At 40.9% G+C, this 17,880-nt stretch carries 16 protein-coding genes; 8 read left to right on the top strand and 8 right to left on the bottom strand.

Annotated features, from left to right (window positions below; all coding sequences use genetic code 11):
* The first annotated feature begins 12 nt into the window (after window positions 1–12).
* The 5 genes from V6C21_RS00670 (at window position 13) to V6C21_RS00650 (ending at window position 6,481) form a co-directional block, all read left to right on the top strand.
* Window positions 13–852, top strand: coding sequence for a MurR/RpiR family transcriptional regulator (locus V6C21_RS00670; RefSeq protein WP_479268074.1), 840 nt, complete (start codon window positions 13–15; stop codon window positions 850–852).
* A 68-nt stretch (window positions 853–920) separates the two neighbouring features.
* Window positions 921–1,604 carry a D-lyxose/D-mannose family sugar isomerase gene (locus tag V6C21_RS00665; protein WP_479268073.1) on the top strand — a complete coding sequence of 228 codons (684 nt, stop codon included), beginning with the start codon at window positions 921–923 and terminating at the stop codon, window positions 1,602–1,604.
* Between the two features lie 587 nt (window positions 1,605–2,191).
* Window positions 2,192–4,285: a glutamine synthetase III family protein gene (locus V6C21_RS00660; protein WP_479268072.1), complete on the top strand. Its 2,094-nt coding sequence runs from the start codon at window positions 2,192–2,194 to the stop codon at window positions 4,283–4,285.
* Between the two features lie 570 nt (window positions 4,286–4,855).
* Entirely contained in the window at window positions 4,856–6,115 is a 1,260-nt protein-coding gene (locus V6C21_RS00655; RefSeq protein WP_479268071.1) for an ammonium transporter, read from the top strand.
* Between the two features lie 24 nt (window positions 6,116–6,139).
* Window positions 6,140–6,481 carry a P-II family nitrogen regulator gene (locus tag V6C21_RS00650; RefSeq protein ID WP_034839199.1) on the top strand — a complete coding sequence of 114 codons (342 nt, stop codon included), beginning with the start codon at window positions 6,140–6,142 and terminating at the stop codon, window positions 6,479–6,481.
* A gap of 91 nt (window positions 6,482–6,572) precedes the next feature.
* On the opposite strand, the gene V6C21_RS00645 is transcribed toward V6C21_RS00650, so the two are convergent.
* The 8 genes from V6C21_RS00645 to V6C21_RS00610 form a co-directional block, all read right to left on the bottom strand.
* Window positions 6,573–7,025, bottom strand: coding sequence for a DUF3021 domain-containing protein (locus V6C21_RS00645; RefSeq protein ID WP_034839197.1), 453 nt, complete (start codon window positions 7,023–7,025; stop codon window positions 6,573–6,575).
* Window positions 7,026–7,036: 11 nt separating this feature from the next.
* A complete protein-coding gene (locus V6C21_RS00640) occupies window positions 7,037–7,477 on the bottom strand; it encodes a LytTR family DNA-binding domain-containing protein (protein ID WP_034839194.1) in 441 nt (146 codons plus the stop codon).
* A gap of 197 nt (window positions 7,478–7,674) precedes the next feature.
* Complete coding sequence (locus tag V6C21_RS00635; RefSeq protein WP_034839192.1) at window positions 7,675–7,875, bottom strand: DUF3006 domain-containing protein; 201 nt, start codon at window positions 7,873–7,875, stop codon at window positions 7,675–7,677.
* An 85-nt stretch (window positions 7,876–7,960) separates the two neighbouring features.
* Window positions 7,961–9,151: a ComEC/Rec2 family competence protein gene (locus V6C21_RS00630; protein WP_479268070.1), complete on the bottom strand. Its 1,191-nt coding sequence runs from the start codon at window positions 9,149–9,151 to the stop codon at window positions 7,961–7,963.
* 433 nt (window positions 9,152–9,584) lie between these two features.
* A complete protein-coding gene (locus tag V6C21_RS00625; RefSeq protein ID WP_034839187.1) occupies window positions 9,585–11,528 on the bottom strand; it encodes an ABC transporter ATP-binding protein in 1,944 nt (647 codons plus the stop codon).
* Entirely contained in the window at window positions 11,528–13,264 is a 1,737-nt protein-coding gene (locus tag V6C21_RS00620; RefSeq protein WP_034839184.1) for an ABC transporter ATP-binding protein, read from the bottom strand. The genes V6C21_RS00625 and V6C21_RS00620 overlap by 1 nt, the downstream gene beginning before the upstream one ends.
* Complete coding sequence (locus V6C21_RS00615) at window positions 13,261–13,743, bottom strand: MarR family winged helix-turn-helix transcriptional regulator (protein WP_034839181.1); 483 nt, start codon at window positions 13,741–13,743, stop codon at window positions 13,261–13,263. Before V6C21_RS00615 ends, V6C21_RS00620 begins: the two co-directional genes overlap by 4 nt.
* 216 nt (window positions 13,744–13,959) lie before the next feature.
* Entirely contained in the window at window positions 13,960–14,898 is a 939-nt protein-coding gene (locus tag V6C21_RS00610; RefSeq protein ID WP_034839179.1) for an AEC family transporter, read from the bottom strand.
* A gap of 587 nt (window positions 14,899–15,485) precedes the next feature.
* On the opposite strand from V6C21_RS00610, the gene V6C21_RS00605 reads away from it, so the two are divergent.
* Genes V6C21_RS00605 through V6C21_RS00595 form a run of 3 tightly spaced genes read left to right on the top strand, consistent with a single transcriptional unit; the run spans window position 15,486 to window position 17,785 of the window.
* The gene (locus tag V6C21_RS00605; RefSeq protein ID WP_479268069.1) at window positions 15,486–16,556 is read left to right on the top strand and encodes a hypothetical protein; all 1,071 of its coding nucleotides are present in this window, start codon (window positions 15,486–15,488) and stop codon (window positions 16,554–16,556) included.
* Window positions 16,531–16,911 carry an ASCH domain-containing protein gene (locus tag V6C21_RS00600; protein ID WP_045085388.1) on the top strand — a complete coding sequence of 127 codons (381 nt, stop codon included), beginning with the start codon at window positions 16,531–16,533 and terminating at the stop codon, window positions 16,909–16,911. Before V6C21_RS00605 ends, V6C21_RS00600 begins: the two co-directional genes overlap by 26 nt.
* 22 nt (window positions 16,912–16,933) lie before the next feature.
* Window positions 16,934–17,785 carry a patatin-like phospholipase family protein gene (locus tag V6C21_RS00595; RefSeq protein ID WP_479268068.1) on the top strand — a complete coding sequence of 284 codons (852 nt, stop codon included), beginning with the start codon at window positions 16,934–16,936 and terminating at the stop codon, window positions 17,783–17,785.
* Window positions 17,786–17,880 lie beyond the last annotated feature (95 nt).

Raw genomic sequence — 17,880 nt, 5'->3', positions numbered from 1 at the left:
AGGTGTATTTTCTTGGATTACACAAATGGACAAACAGTAATTGAAGTAATTAAAGAACAGTATGAAAACATTTTCATGGCGGAGCGAAAAGTTGCTGATTTTATTCTGAAAAACCCGGAAAAGGCTGTGGATTCGAATGTTTCCCAGCTTGCAAAGCTGAGCGGGGTAAGCGAGGCTACCGTAGTTCGCCTAAGCAAGCGGCTCGGCTACAGTGGTTATTATCAAATGCGAATTTGCCTCTCCAGAGATCTGGGATATGCAGGAAGGGCACAACAAGCTTCTGCCAAGAAAAATGCAGCAGTGAACATTTTCCAGAAATACGCAAGAGATATTGCAGCAATCGGTGAAAAAATCGACCAGCATAAACTGCAGCAATGCGCTGCTTGGATTAAAGAATGCAATTATGTACATCTGATTGCCGTTGGGAATACAAGTCCTCTTGTCGAGTACATGGGATTCCGTCTTGGCAGGCTCGGTATCCGCTGCACTTACAATAATCTGCCGGAGTATTTTATCAATTCCATAAATCTTGCCCAAAAAGACGACATAGTTTTTGCTATTTCTCAGTCTGGCAGTTCAAAACAGGTGATTCAGGCGCTGGATCTTGCCAAGAAAAAAAAGCTGAAAACAATTGTTGTTTCCGGCGTTTCTTATTCACCGGCTTCAAGATTCGCCGACTGCCTATTACTCTCAAACTTCGAAGAAAATATGTTTGACTATTACAAAAACTATTCTCACCTGAAAGAAATGGCAGTGGTCGACGCAGTGCTGGATTACGTTACTGATGAAGACAAAATCCGCAGTACGGCTTCCAGCGACCTTGAATTCATTCTGTCCGAAAATAAAATCTAACAGCTATATGAAGAAGCATCCAAGAAAAACAATAGAAGAAATTGATTTCGTGTAGGGAGGTTTTTACTTTGAAACGTTCTGAAATCAACAAATTAATGCGTGAAGCGATACAGCTTATGAACCAAAAAAATTTTTTACTGCCGCCGTTCGCCTTTTGGACACCTGAAGACTGGAAAAACAAAGGCCACGATTACGATGAAATTCGCGACAATATGCTTGGATGGGATATCACTGATTTCGGCAGCGGGGATTTCCACAAAGTCGGCCTCCTTCTTTTTACTCTCCGGAACGGGAATCTTACCCTTCCCCAGTATGTAAAAACCTATGCAGAAAAGATTATGATTGTAGAAGAAAACCAAGTTACGCCCTTCCATTTCCACTTCAAGAAAATGGAAGATATTATTAACCGCGGCGGCGGCAACCTGATGATTCAGCTCTATAACTCAACTCCAGACGAGAAGCTCGCTGATACCCCGGTTACCGTTTACAGCGACGGCCGCAAATATGAGGTGGAAGCCGGCACCATTCTTCGCATTACACCCGGCCAAAGTGTTACATTCATGCCGTGGCAATATCACAAATTCTGGGGCGAAGAAGGCCATGGCACGGTTCTCGTCGGGGAAGTTTCACAGGTAAACGACGATAGAACTGATAACCGATTCCTTGAAGGAAATGGGCGCTTCCCAGCGATTGAGGAAGATGAAGAGCCTCTTTATTATCTCTCAAGCGAATACCCTTCAGCAGATAGCTAAACTTACTAAACCACATCTTTATTACAAAAGGGGTAGCCAATATAGTGGACCACGGTCGCCTAATCGGCGGACGCGAGGATGGTGTCAGAATGGCCCATATCAATGGATTCCCCGTTAAACTTTTTTCCGCTACGCGAAAAAACACCGGATATCGCACAACCTGAAGGGATACGAAATTCGCCCTCATTTTGCATAATTCAATTATCATCCCTGCATAATATGGTAATGTATGTCTTATTTTCTTTATTTTTCAATTACCCTGTTTTTTATCTATAGAAATCTGATTTAACTCTTGAAAGTTATTTTGTGTTTCTTTATAGTATATTTTTTTAAGTGCTCTGTCAATACTTTTTGAATAAATTTTTGCATATAATTTAATGGTATCTTGCACTTTTAAGAAATTTTACGGCATATAGCGAACATTTAAACTTGTTATTGCATAAATTATTATTAAATCATGCAAATTGGTATTGACATTCATTTGCGGTTATCTTATAATAGTTGCATCACAGCAAAGGCGCTGTAGGGGAACCTGCAGCGCCTTTTTCTTTTATTTTTTTGAATTTCTGTGCAAGGAGTGATTTTCAATGAGCAATGTCCCTGCAATTTTCGGAAGCTTAGTATTCAATAAGACCGTCATGAAAGAAAGGCTACCCAAAGATATCTATAAGTCACTTATGAAAACCAGAGAAGAAGGCAAACCGCTGGATTTGGAAGTTGCTAACGTAGTAGCTAACGCCATGAAAGAATGGGCCATTGAAAAGGGCGCGACCCATTTCACTCACTGGTTCCAGCCGATGACCGGTATTACAGCGGAAAAACACGACAGCTTCATTTCTCCTATGGATAACGGAAAAGTTATTATGGAGTTTTCCGGCAAGGAACTTATTAAAGGGGAACCTGATGCCTCCAGCTTTCCGTCCGGCGGGCTGAGAGCCACTTTTGAGGCCAGAGGCTATACCGCCTGGGACCCAACCAGTGACGCATTCGTGAAAGATGGAACATTGTGCATTCCCACTGCGTTTTGTTCCTATGGCGGCGAAGCGCTTGATAAAAAAACGCCTCTTCTCCGCTCCATGGAAGCAATCAACAAGCAGGCCTTGCGCGTGCTTCGGTTGTTTGGCAACACGACTGCCCGTCGTGTCATCACCACGGTCGGCCCGGAGCAGGAATACTTCCTCATCGATAAAGCGCAATACGAAAAAAGGAAAGACCTGATTTATACCGGCCGAACCCTGTTCGGAGCGAAACCCCCGAAAGGTCAGGAACTGGAGGACCATTATTTCGGCGTAATTAAGCCGCGCGTCGCCGCTTATATGAAAGATTTGAATGAAGAACTCTGGAAGCTCGGTATCTTTGCGAAAACAGAGCATAACGAAGTTGCCCCGGCACAGCATGAACTTGCACCGATTTTCACTTCTGCCAACATCGCCACCGATCACAATCAGCTTACCATGGAAATAATGAAAAAGGTTGCAGCAAAGCATGGGCTGGCTTGTTTGCTTCATGAAAAACCATTCGCTGGCGTCAACGGCAGCGGTAAGCACAACAACTGGAGCATTTCCACAGACACCGGAATCAACCTGCTGGAACCCGGTGACTCTCCGCGTGAAAATGCGCAGTTCCTGCTCTTCCTCGCCGCCGTCATCAAAGCAGTAGACGAACATCAGGACCTTATACGCGCTTCCGTTGCCACCGCGGGTAATGATCACCGTCTGGGCGCGAACGAGGCTCCTCCCGCAATCGTCTCTATATTTGTCGGAGATGAACTGGAAAAAATTCTGGAATCCATTGAGAACGGAAGCGATTACCATCATAAGGGTAAAACATTCATGAAAATCGGCGTTGACGTCCTTCCGGCCATTCCGAGGGATACAACTGACCGCAACCGCACCTCTCCGTTTGCTTTCACGGGCAATAAATTTGAATTCCGCATGCTTGGCTCTTCTCTCTCAATCGCCTGCCCGAACCAAATTCTGAACATTATTGTTGCAGAGTCCCTTTGTGAATTTGCGGACGAACTTGAAAAAGCGGACGATTTCACCGACGCTTTGAATAATCTCATTCGCAGAACCATTAAAGAACATAAGCGTATTATTTTCAACGGCAACAACTATTCCGAAGAATGGGTCGCAGAAGCGGAAAGGCGCGGCCTGCTGAATCTAAAATCCACCCCTGAAGCATTGTCTTACTATATTTCCGAGAAAAACGTTGCCCTCTTTGAAAAATTCGGAGTGCTTTCCAGAGCTGAGATGCATGCACGTTATGAAATCCAGCTTGAGAATTACTGTAAACAGCTTCATATTGAGGCTTTGACTATGATTGACATGATCAAAAAGGATATCATCCCGGCCGTCTGCTCTTACATGAAGGATATAAGCAAGGAAGCCCTCAACAAGAAGCAGCTTAATGCGGAAATTTGCTGTGAGCTGGAAGAAACCTTGCTCAAAAAACTTTCCGCTCTTTCCGCCGAGCTTTACCGTAAGATGGAGGCTCTTGAAAAGGTCGTTAACGAGCAGCCCTCTTTCGAAGATATACTGGAAAAAGCAATGTACTACCGCAATTCTGTGTTCGCTTCTATGGAAGACACACGTGCCACAGCGGACGAAATTGAAAGCCTGGTCGGCGAAAAATACTGGCCGTACCCCACTTACGGCAAGCTCCTTTTCAGCGTGGTCTAATCATTTCGCAATCCCAAAAGGCATGTGTTCCGCGCCTAATCTAATATTCTCTTTTTGTTCGCTATAACGCATATATGCTCATATTTACGCTCTGAAAGTGCACCCCTTGCATAAGCAGGGGTGCCACTTTCCCCTTCCGTCGTGCGTATCACTTGCAATCTCCCATCAGTTTTGTAAACACCTTTTATCAAAAATAATTATTTGATTACTTTTGAATTTTATTATTTATTATTATTCATTTTGTAGTAATCTATAATCAAGCAGCAAAATCAGTATACGAGGTATAAATCAAGCTATATTGGCATTTGTTCAATATTATACAATTTTTTGATTAAAAAGCGAGATACTTTTTATAATTTTTATTTGCAATTTTCAGAAATAAATATTGCAATTTTGCATATACTGTGGTATAGTATATGCAAATTGATGCAGTGATCTGGCAAAGGGGCCATAGTCTACAGTAAAGCGTAATGTAGACGTTGGCCTCTTTTTTATATTTGATTTGCCGGCAGTCAGATATAAAATCTGGATTATTGCGAAAACTCATTTCATCTATAGGAGGGTAATAGCATGAACGCATTAAATTCAGGCGATATATCCTGGTTACTTATATCTTCAGCATTGGTTTTTATAATGACTCCTGGCCTCGCTTTCTTTTACGGAGGTCTGGTTAAACGTAAAAATGCAATCAACACTATAATGTCATCCGCCTTTATCATGGGGCTTGCCTCATTGCTTTGGGTTCTGATTGGTTTTTCGCTTTCCTTCAGCGGAGGGGCGGGAGGATTCATCGGTGACCTGAACTGGTTTGGTATGCGTCTGACGGAAGGCTCAGCGGCCACAGCTTACGCACCCAACACCGTTTGCTTCGCAGTCTTTCAAATGATGTTTGCCATAATTACTCCGGCGTTGATTACAGGTGCCATTGTTGAGCGTATGCGTTTCTCCGCTCTGTTTATTTTCATCGCAATATGGTCCATTATTGTTTATTATCCTTTAGCACACATGGTCTGGGGCAATGGCTTCCTGATGAAACTTGGAGCCATTGACTTTGCTGGCGGCACTGTAGTTCATATTAGCTCCGGTGTCAGTGCGCTGGTAGCTGCCATTGTACTTGGAAAGCGCAAGAATTACGGTAAGGCAACCTATCATCCGCACAACATTCCTTTTGTATTCCTCGGCGCGGCCCTTCTATGGTTCGGCTGGTTCGGGTTTAATGCAGGCAGTGCAGGTGCAGCCAACTCCCTCGCTATACACGCCTTTATAACTACGAATACCGCCTGTGCAACGGCAATTCTTTCCTGGATGCTGATTGAGAAAATTAGAAATAAAAAGCCCACTTTAGTTGGTGCATCAACCGGCGCGGTTGTCGGGCTTGTCGCTATTACGCCTGGCGCAGGCTATGTTCCAATCTGGGCCTCGATCATTATCGGCGCATTGGTCAGTCCTATCTGCTATTTCTTTATTTCTGTTGTGAAGCCAAAGTTAGGCTATGACGATTCGCTCGACACCTTTGGCTGCCACGGTATCGGCGGTATCTGGGGCTCAATCGCTACCGGCCTGTTTGCCAAGAATGGCTTCAACCCCGACCCAAAGTTAGATGCGGTTCAGTGGAACGGGCTTGTTTTCGGCCAATGGCAACTCTTTGTCCGTGAACTGGCGTCAATCGGTATTGCAATTGCGGTTGCCGTCGTCGGTACATTGATCGCACTTGGTATTACTAAACTTTGCGTTAAAAAGCTCAGGGTATCGCCTAAAGAAGAGGATATCGGGCTTGACACTGTTGAGCACGGAGAATCCGCCTATCCATCCTTCAACGGCATGGATTAATTCAGAATTATGGGAGGTGGCACTATGAAGAAGATTGAAGCTTTCATCAGGCCCGAAAAGTTGGAAGAGATTAAAGATGTACTCAAAGCCCTGAACTTAAACGGTATGAGCATCGTACAAGTTATGGGCTGCGGTAATCAAAGCGGGTGGAAAGAAATTGTTAGGGGTTCAGAAGTGGACATAAATTTCTTACCCAAAATCAAAATTGAACTTGTTGTTCAAGATAACCAGCTTGAAGATGTCATCAAGAATATCTGCGAAAAAGCCAAGACTGGCGACGTGGGAGACGGGAAGATATTTATTTCCGATATTTCTGACGCAATTCGTATCAGAACTGGCGAAAGAGGCATAGACGCCATAAAATGAATTTCTTCAATCAAATATGGTTGAACGTATTAAGGCGGTTACATCCTCAATTGGGGATTGTAACCGCCTTTAAAGTTAAGTCTCTTCTTAATTACTTGGTTTCACTCAACTTTTTGTTCATCGCCTGAACCTTCTGTTTCATTTTAGTATACTGGCTGCACCAGATTATTACATAGATAACGACGAAGATTCCGAAGTACAACAATATTCCGGCAGCAGTATGATCCATCCATCTCATTAGATAGGCAATAGGAAATGTAGCGATAGAGCAGATAATAAAATGAGTAACTGTCATTCTCAAAATACTCCAATCTGTATCCCATATGGCAGAGGCACCGCCGAATACTGCTCCATAAAGCATTGAGAAAATGGCCTGAATCAAAACCGCGTTCATCTCTGTCCCGAAATCCGATGCTAATTCGGGCACTATAGCATGGTATCTGCCGTCGTTGACAATCAATGAAATAACTATCGTAACTATGGTGCTGACAGCAAGTCCGATTGGCGCGCCAGCCAAGCAACGCAGCAATATTTTCTTTTTCATAACGGATCACCTCATATCCCTAAAACCTCTTTGATTCTTGATACATATCTCCTTGAAACATACGTAACGGTTCCATCAGTAAGAGTGACGCAGATTGTACCGGTGAAACTAAGGTCAAAGTTTTTAACTTTCTTCAAATTAACAACTTCCGAGTTGGATATCCGCACAAATGATTCCCGTTTCAAACATTCCTCCAGCTCATACAGCCTGTATCTAAGAACATACTCATCTGAGGCAGTGACTGCGTAAACCTTGCCGTTTGCGGCATATATCCGCAGGATATCTCTTTTATCCAGCATGGTAACGGTGTCCCCTTTGAACCCGGCAATCATCTGTGGCTGCGTTCCCGAGATCGTTCTGACAATCTCGTTTATTTCTTCTGTCATCTTATCAGTCACTATAATAATTTTGGGTTCGGAAACAGACTCGTCGATTTTTACTTCAACCTTCACGATTTCACCTCCTGCGCCTTTGTCAATTTCATTATATATAAGAAAAGCGACCAAATCTATTGATTTTCAATAGATGGTCGCTGTGAAAACATAAGTGGTCGAATACGTTAAAGCCACTTCCAATTAAGACTTAATTTCTTTTATTATTTGACCTTAAATGGCATACCATCGAATTGCAATGAGCAATTAGTAAATTTTTAATCAATAAACAAGTTTTCTTCCATCTCTCTTATTTCATTGCGGCGTTTTTCGGTTTCAGATTTGTTAACAGTAACCTCGATGATATCCCCTTCCCTTGCTTCAGCAGGGATGGCGATCCGTGGGATATCTGCAAATTTTCCGTTTTCTAATTCTACAACCGCAAAATTTCCTTCAAAACGATCTATCGTATATTTCATACTAACACCTTAATTCCGGCGGACTAAACTTACTATATGGTTTATCCGCGCGATTTTATGATATTCTTCTGCTATTGGCGTTTGATTAGGGGGCATTTTCCTTAATGCTTGACGCATTTTTATTTACTGTTATTACATTCCCATCTGATGTAAAAATTATTGTACCATATTCATCAGTGCGGTATACTTTGGCACCGACTGACTGCAAACGCTTCAAGCACTGCGCTGTTGGGTGACCGTAACTATTACCTTTGCCAACTTCAATTATAGCATATTTAGGACTTACTTTCTTGATAAAACTTGCACCAGTAGACGTTTTGCTGCCATGATGTCCGACTTTAATGACATCTGCTTTTACATCGGCGGTTATTTCATTTTCTGAAACGTTTCCCGCGTCACCCATAAATAGAAACTTAATATTTCCATATTGTAACATGAGTACAGCAGAATATTGATTCAAGTCGCCATAATTTGTTCCATTTGGCGCTATCATCTTTATGGATAAAGAGCCTGTGTCAACAACCGTTACACCGGATTTGGCTGTATTTATTTTAAGCCCTTTATTTTTTATCGCTGACAACAGATTTTTATAAACCTTTGTTGTTGGCATATCTGAGCTTGAAGTACGCGGCATATATATTTTGCCTATCGCAAATGAATTTACGACTTCTGTCATGCCGCCAATATGGTCAGCGTGGGGATGTGTGCAAATAATATAATCAATTTTATTGTACCCGAGGCCTTTTATGTAGCTTACGATGCCGGCTCCGCGTTCTTGAACCCCAGCATCTATCAACATGGTTTGGCCGTTGGGCAATTCTAAGAATTCACTATCGCCTTGTCCCACATCGAGATAATGAACCTTTAATTTCGCGTTTGAAGCTTGAGCAGAAGATTCAGTTGCCGTGTCTGTTGTCTGTGAAGATGATTGCGCTGGCGCTGATGAAGAGGATGATTCAGATGATGAAGTTGCAGATTTGATAGCGGAACTTGTTTCTGTAGTTAATGTTTTTTCTTTGTCTGTCTGCGCCGGGAATATGCAGGCAAATACTATAGTTATTATTAAAGGGGCTATAACCGCTGCTATTGTGGTTGTTTTCTTAATGTAAAACTTTTTCTTGGCAGTTAATTTTCTAAAAATCGGATTTAGGAGTATTGCCGGAATAATAAAAGATAACAGTCCAGCGCTTGACGGCATACTACATAATCCCGTCAGTACCAAAATGACGCATATGATTGATGTGAGCCATAGGACCGCACTCTTTAGTATTTTCATTGTGCCCTTCCTCTGTTTTGCTTTTATCAATATTGTGATACATAATTGTATCACAAAGCAAATTCAGATTCTATCATAAATATTTGACACCTTAATTTGATAGATAAGTATGGTTTAGTTAGGCTATTGGCGGTTATTGATAGACATAGGATAGTCTCTTCTTTTTTGGTGTAAAAAGGGATATAATGGAGAAAATAAAATATTAGAGGGATTGTAATGATTACAACTGTTATTTCAGCGATTATTTCATCTATTACCGGTTTACTCGGCGCCGCTTTAGGCGGAGTTATAAATTGATCCTTCCTGTAAAACTTTCCTATCCACCGCAGCTCCAAGCAGCAAACCTGCGCAGTCAATCGGTCTGATATTACATAAAAAACGTCCCCGCTAACCGATAGGTCAGCGGGGGTGTTGTTATTTTTATAATCACATATTAGTCCAGCTCAACTGCGCCGGTATAAAGCTGATAGTATCTGCCGCCCATATCAAGCAGTTCTTCATGGGTACCCTGCTCAATAATTTCACCATGTTCCAATACTATAATCCGATCAGCATTTCGGACAGTAGATAGCCTATGGGCAATTACAAATGTGGTTCTGTCTTTCATCAGCCTGTCCATACCGCGTTCAATATATTTTTCAGTCCTTGTGTCGACAGAGCTGGTGGCCTCGTCAAGTATCAAAATTGGCGCTTTGGATATGGCAGCGCGGGCGATATTGAGAAGCTGACGCTCACCTTGGCTCAGATTAGCACCATCGCCTTCCAATACGGTATCATATCCCTGGGGCAGCCTTTCGATAAAGGAATGAGCACATGCCGTCTTTGCGGCAGCAATAACTTCTTCATCTGTTGCATCAAGACGCCCATACCGAATATTCTCTCTGACTGTTCCGGAGAATAAATGGGTATCCTGAAGTACCATCGCTATATTGCTTCTCAGGGAATCCTTTTTAATATTCTTAATATTGATGCCGTCAATCAAGATTTCTCCTTCTTCAATGTCATAAAACCTGTTAATCAGGTTCGTAATGGTCGTCTTTCCTGCGCCAGTAGAACCAACAAAAGCGATTTTCTGGCCGGGTTTAGCTGTTACATTTATATTTTTCAGTATCGTCTTACCGGGCTCATAACCAAAGGTCACGTTCTTCAGCACTACTTCCCCTTTGATTATCTGTGCACCTTCTACCCTGTTTCCTTCGGCACAAATCTCTATCGCATCTTCTGGGTCAGCTTTTTCAGGCGCCTCGTCCATCACTTCAAACACTCTTTCCGCGCCGGCTAATGCAGCAAAAATTATGTTCATCTGCATAGACAATTCATTAATCGGCCTTGAAAAATGTCTTGAATAGTTTGTAAATATGGTGAGGCCGCCGATATCAAAGTTTGCCGTCAAGCACAAGATACCGCCAATTGTCGAAGATAATGCAAAGCTAACTTGGCCTAAGTTACCCATAACAGGTGCTATAATGCTGCCGAAAAATTGTGCCTTCATCTGTTTTTGACGCAAGTCATCACTTAGGAACTCGAATTCCGCCATTGTTGTTTCTTCATGGGAGAATACCTTTATTACCTTCTGACCAGTGACTGTTTCCTCAACATATCCATTGACTGCGCCAAGTGCCTGCTGCTGGCCTATAAAATACTTCCTGCTTTGCTTTCCTATCAAATTTCCTACATAGACTAATAAAGGTATTGTCACAACAATAACTAATGCGAGTATCCAATTTGTGACGAACATAAGTATAACGGTACCAACCAAGTTGATAATACATGAAAAAATCTGAGACAGGGTATTATTGAGCATTTCACCGACCGAATCAAGGTCATTTGTGAAACGGCTCATGACGTCACCATGGGTGTGCGTATCATGGTATTTTACAGGAAGTTTTTGAATCTTGCGGAATAGCTCTTCCCTGATTTTAACCAAGGCATTCTGGGAAACACCTATCATGATTCTTTGCTGCAGGTAAGTACATATAACGCCGACCAAATAGATACACGCCATAGTAAGTATACCGAGTACAAGGTTGCTTATTTTCTCCTGCGCAGTGCTTTTGGCATCAACCAGATTGTTGATGATAGGGCGCAAAAGATAACTTCCTGCCAAATTTGTCAAGGTGCTGCTTAACACACAAGCAAAAACAAACAGTACTTTAATCTTATCCCGTCCAATATAGGCAAGCAGCCTATTAATTGTAGCCATTGCGTTTTTCGGTTTGCCACCGCCTATATGGCCCCGTGGGCCCCGGGGCCCAAAACCGCCTGGCCTTCTTCCTCCGGGAGCAGGCGGTGTTACTTTCCCCGGGCCAGAATTTATATTTTTACTTCCATACCTGCGTAGTAATATTTCTTTTCTTTCTTCACTGATACGACTCATTATGCTGTTACCTTCTTATCCATTTGTGAGTAGTAGATTTCGGAGTATGTTGCACACTTTTTCATTAGCTCGTCGTGAGTACCTATACCGGCAATTTTTCCATCATCGAGAACAATAATCTTATCTGCATTGATTACTGAAGAAATCCTTTGGGCAATGATAATCTTCGTCGTACCTTTCAACACGTTATTAAAGCTTTCCCTGATTTTTGCTTCCGTTGCCGTATCAACTGCACTTGTGCTGTCATCAAGAATTAATATCTTCGGCTTTTTCAGCAATGCTCTGGCAATACATAATCTTTGCTTCTGACCGCCGGACACATTGACACCGCCCTGACCCAGTTCGGTATCATATCCATCCGCAAATGAAGTGATAAATCCATGTGCCTGCGCAATTTCTGCATATTGGGCTACCTCTTCATCACTTGCATCTTCATTGCCCCATTTGAGGTTTTCCTTTATAGTTCCAGAAAACAGAACATTTTTCTGAAACACTATGCCGACTCCGTCGCGAAGATTCTTTAGCGAATAGTCTTTGACATTAACGTCATCAACCAGCACTTCCCCGCTGTCCACATCATATAATCTTGGAATCAACTGCACAAGGCTTGACTTGCCGCAGCCGGTTGGACCTATAATGCCTATCGTTTCACCAGGATTGATAACAAAATTGATATTCTCTAAAACCCATTTTTCACTGTCTTTATAGTATTTGAAGTTAACCCCTCTAAACTCGATTTTGCCGCGCTGAACAGTGAGGTCCTTATGCAGGGCTTTTTCATCAGTAAGGTCAATTTCTGTATTGAGAACCTCATTGATACGTTTTGCAGATGCAAGGGCCCTTGAACCGTTCAGAATAATAAAGGAAACCATCATCAGCGACATGAGGATCTGGACAACATAGTTTACAAATGCAGTTAAAACGCCAGAAGTCATTTCGCCTACAATAATCTGATTTCCGCCATACCATACAACTGCTATAGTTGTAATATTCATCGCAAGGGTCATAACTGGCATGGTAAAGATAACAGCCTTCAATGCACTTAATGTGCTTTCCTTTAAGTCAGTATTAGCTATTTTAAATTTCTTCTCTTCAAACTTTTCTCTGACAAAGGATTTTACAACCCTGATATTTGTTAAATTTTCCTGTGTGGTAGTATTAAGTGCGTCCAGCTTCTTCTGCATGGTTGTAAACCTCGGGAAGGCTACTTTCATAATTAAGTAGATTGCAAGGGATAACAGCGGTATTACGCACAAAATTACTAATGCCAGCTTTGGATTTAATACAAAAGCCATTATCAGTGCGCCGATAAGCATACCTGGCGCCCTTAATGCCAATCTTAACATCATCTGAATCATGTTCTGTATTTGGGTGATATCATTCGTCAGTCTTGTGATTAAAGAACCTGTATTATATTGGTCAATGTTCTTAAATGAAAACTTCTGAATTTGATTAAACAGATCTTTTCTCAAATCGTTAGCAAATCCTGTGGAGGCCTTAATTGCAAAATAAGCGCCGCCTACACCGCCTGCCATCATGCACATTGCGGTCAATACCATAGTTATACCAGTCGTTATTATATATGGAATGCCCCTGCGGCCAACTACTCCGTTATCAATGATATTGCTAAGTAGCAGAGGCATTACAACTTCGCCAATAACCTCCACAATCATTAGAATTGGCCCTATTATAAATGCAGGTAAATATGGTTTAGCATATTTCCAATACCGTTTCATCCATTGTACCCTTTCTTTTTTTGTTTTATTTCATCTTCCATCTTGGCTAAATTGGCATCAAGTTTTTTTAATAAGCCTGATAAAGTATGCTTCTCTTCTTCGGTAAGCCCCTCAAAAACCTTTTGGTCTGCATAGTCAAAAATTTGTTTACTTTGTTCTACAACCTTATTCCCTTTCTCAGTTATTATAATCTTATTTAGGCGGTTATCCTCTTTAACCATCTCTCTCTTAATATAACCTCTCTTTTCTAATTTTTTTAAGGATACCGCTACCGCTGCCGCGGATATATCCATTGACTTTGCAATATCATTCTGTGAAGCATCAGGATTATGAGAAATTACCATCAATAAGCGATGCTGAGAATGATAAACGCCTGTTTCATCCAAATAACACTGCATAATCTTCCTATGTTTTATAACAAAATCAATTAATTGATGAATAATCTCCTTGTTGCTGACTTTATGCGTGCTGATTTCCATATTTTATTATTTCACCTCCATACATAAAAAGTTATTATTAACTTATTAATCATTATCGTCATAATTATTAGCTAGTTAACATTCACATATTTTATTATACCTTTTGGCTTATGTCAATAGTTATTTTACTTGCTTTTTCAATCTGTGACGAAATTTGTTTCCATAAAAACAAAACGCCAATAAAATACCGTCTGATAGAAATCAGGCGGTGCTTCTTTAAATTAGCGTCATAATGCACGGGATAACAATCACACAGGCAACGGAAGTAATCGCCGTCGCAAAACTGGCGAATTTATAATCAGACCCATATCCTTTTGCTACAATACTAATGTTTGTCATAACCGGCATGGCGGATTGGATTATAAAAACCTTTGCCATAAGCTCGGGCACGTGGATAAAATGCAAAAGTATAAAGACAAGCAGAGGGGAAAAAATGAACCTTCCAAAAAGGACAAGCAATATGTCCTTGTCTATCCTCCATTCAGATAAATGAATTGAATATAATACAAAACCGATAAAAAGCAGCGCAAGCGGTGTCGTCAGGTTCCCAAGGCTGTGGAAGCTGTCCATCGCGAAATGTGGCAAAGAAACTCCTAAAAAAATCAAGATTAACCCGATGATAAAACCCAATAGTGCCGGCGTTGCGATTTTCTTTAAAGAGGACAAGGATAACAGCGGGACGGCGGACAAACCGTCTTTGCTGATTTCATAGACGCCAAGTGTCCAGAACAGAGTGGTATTAACTATGTAATACAAAAGGACATAGGGAACACTTTTTTCACCGAACAACGCCAAATTGATGGGCAAACCGACAAAAATCGTATTGGAGCAGAAAAATGCGGTCCGGAAAACCCCTCTTTTCTCCCTTGGAATCTTGAACAATATACTGAGTAAAATGGATACTACATATCCGATCAACATGGAAAGAAAAGGGATTAACATGCCGCTGAAAAGCATCAAAAACTTATCCCGGTCGAAAGAATTTGTTATATTCCAAATCATGTAGCATGGCAGAGAAATGTTTAAAATGATTTTGGTAAAAGCATTCCCGATTTTTTCATCAATCCAGCCTATGCGGGCAGAGCAGTAACCGACAAGAATCATAACGACAACGGGTAAAATGCTGTCGACAGAGGTTCGGAATGTTTGAAGCATAAAAGTTCACCTGCTTGCAAGATTAACGGTTATATCATAGCACGTCAGGCGGACTAATGCAAAAAATAAAACAAGGTACTTCATTTTTCTTACAAGCTCGTTATTGACATCAATTGCTTTACGAGTTATATTGAGAGTATTATTGGAAGCCATTATTGTCAGGGAGGTTAACGGCATGCCCAAAATTGGTCTTGTTTTAGAGGGAGGCGGGATGCGAGGAATAATTATCATCAAAATTATTGACTAGTTAAGTATGTTGTTTTTGTTGACGTGTTTGACTAATGCCACTTTGAAATTTTTTGTGTATTTTATTTCATTGTTATTTTTATAATATAAGTCCGTCTTGATATACATCGGTATAAATGGTATACTTCAATATGTTGGATAATAATGTTTTTTTCGTGATGCTTCTATAAGAAAATCTTACTTATTATGGACCAAATTTGGAGGTAATTAAGTAGATCAGAGATGAAATACATCATTTCCAGAACAAAGTGAAACCTAAAAGCAAAACTGAATTCAATGCAGAGATTTATTGGTGCAAGCTTTTTGCTTGATATGCTTGGCTAATATGGGGAGGGGTTTTGATGGCAGGAAAGTTTAGATGGATGATGTTTAAAGACGTCAATCTATGCGATGATTTTTTTGCCCCTCTTAAAGCCGATTATAAGGATTTCTCAATATGGTTCAAGAAAAAGAGTGATACGGGTGAAAAAGCTCTTGTTTTTCATGATGAAATTGGCGTTGGAGCCTTTGTTTATTTGAAACTTGAGAATGAAAGCATAGTATTGTCTGACCGTATATTGCCTTCTATTCCTCGTTTAAAAATTGGCACATTGCGTCTAGCTGAACGATTCAGAGGGAAACGTTTTGGTGAAGGTGCTTTAGGAGTTTCTCTTTGGTATTGGCAAAACACAAAAACGGATGAAGTATATATAACTACCTATGAAAAACATACAGATCTTATCTATCTATTAAAGCGATTCGGATTTGTTTGTGCAGGCAAAAACAAAAACAAAGAACTTGTATTTATCAAGAACCGGCATACACTTGATTACAGCAATCCATATCTGTGCTTTCCATTCATTAGTCCTTCGATTAAGAAAGCAGGAATCTTGCCCATCTACGATCGCTTTCATGATCGGCTTTTCCCTTATTCTGAATTAAAAGGTCAGAATCAAATCATCGAAGAAACCGCGGGTAACGGCGTCACAAAAATTTATATCTGTGCTCCATACAGCGCCATACAATATAGCATAGGTGAACCAGTCTTTATCTACAGGATACATACTGGATCAGGAACAAAGTCCTACAAATCAGTTGTTACTTCATACTGTACTATTACGAAAGTTGATGTTATCAAAAGCGCCGGTAAAATCATGATGAGTCTCGATGAATTTATCAAAGGTGCTGGAAATAAAACAGTTTTTACTAATCAAGAATTAACAACCCTTTATAACAAAAAGAACAATAATCTAATTATGATTGAGATGGTATACAACGGCTTTTTCGGTAAAGGTAAAAATATTACCTATAGGGCCCTTAGCGATCAAGGGCTATTCCCGACATATCCGTATAACATTCAATATAACAAAGATCAGTTTATTAAAATATTAGAAATGGGTGGCGCAGATGTCTCGAATATTATTATCAATTAATCCGGAGCATGTCAAAAACATACTAATCGGTAAGAAGCGATTTGAATTTAGAAAAGTCCGGTGCAGGTCTGATGTAAATAAAATTCTAATTTATTCTACAGCTCCTGTAAAAAAGGTCGTAGCTGAAGCGAATATTGAGTATATTATTGAAGGTGATATCGAAGAAGTGTGGAATATTACCAACGAATACTCTGGAATTTCTTACGATTATTACGCTTCATATTACGAAGGAAAAAATAAGGCCATCGCCTACAAACTATGTAATGTCAGAAAATACAAGGAACCAAAGTCGCTATCTGAATTCGGTATCCAATATGCACCGCAGTCCTTCGTTTACTTACCATCAAATATTTGATCATTGTCAGGAGGTTAACGGCATGCCCAAAATTGGTCTTGTTTTAGAGGGAGGCGGGATGCGCGGCCTTTTTACTGCAGGCGTGCTTGATTTTTTTATCGACCGGAATATTGATTTTCCGTATATTATAGGAGTATCTGCCGGCGTTTGCCATGGAACCAGCTTTGTAACAAAGCAGCGTGGCCGGACAAGGGATATCAACATAGACAATATCCGCGACAAGCGTTATGTAAGCTTTCAGAATTTTTTAAAAACCGGTTCGTTATTTGGGATGGATTTTATCTTTGATGAGATTCCAAATAAATTGTATCCTTTTGATTTTGACGCATTTAATTCTTCAAAAACAGAATTTATTACCGGCGTTACGGATGTTCATACCGGCAAACCAAAATATTTCGGGCGGGAATATTATAAATGGATTAATACCATCGCTCGCGCATCATCGTCCATTCCGCTTTTCTCTCCAATTGTCGATTTTGAAGGCGGGCAGTATCTTGACGGCGGAACATCCGACCCCATTCCAGTACGCAAGGCATTAGCAGACGGATGCGACAAAGTTGTAACCATCTTGACGCGTGACCGCAGTTTTGTGCGTAAACCCGAAAAGTTTCGCTGGATTTACCGGAGAGCTTTCAGAAATTATCCTGAGATGGTTCGCTGCCTTGATGAGCGGCATAAAGTATACAACAGTACCCGTTCATTCCTTTGGGATCTTGAAAAGCAAGGCAAGGCTTTTGTCATAGCACCGCCAACACCGGTCACTATCAGCCGGTTTGAACGTAACAAGAGCAAACTGCTGGCACTTTATAAGCAGGGCTATGATACCGCAGCAGAGCTTGCCGAGAAGCTGAACGATTTCATGAGCGCAGAGTAAATTTTACGGTACATCATAAAAAAGCCCGCAAAAGCGGGCTATTAATATAGGCTATAAACAGTTTTATATTTTTGTTTAGATTTGTTCCGCTATAA

Source organism: [Clostridium] cellulosi (assembly GCF_036762875.1).
Classification (GTDB): Bacteria; Bacillota; Clostridia; order Oscillospirales; family Ethanoligenentaceae; genus Ruminiclostridium_D; species Ruminiclostridium_D cellulosi.
Note: the sequence above shows the minus strand (reverse complement) of the source record. Positions and strands in the feature narration are given on the sequence as shown.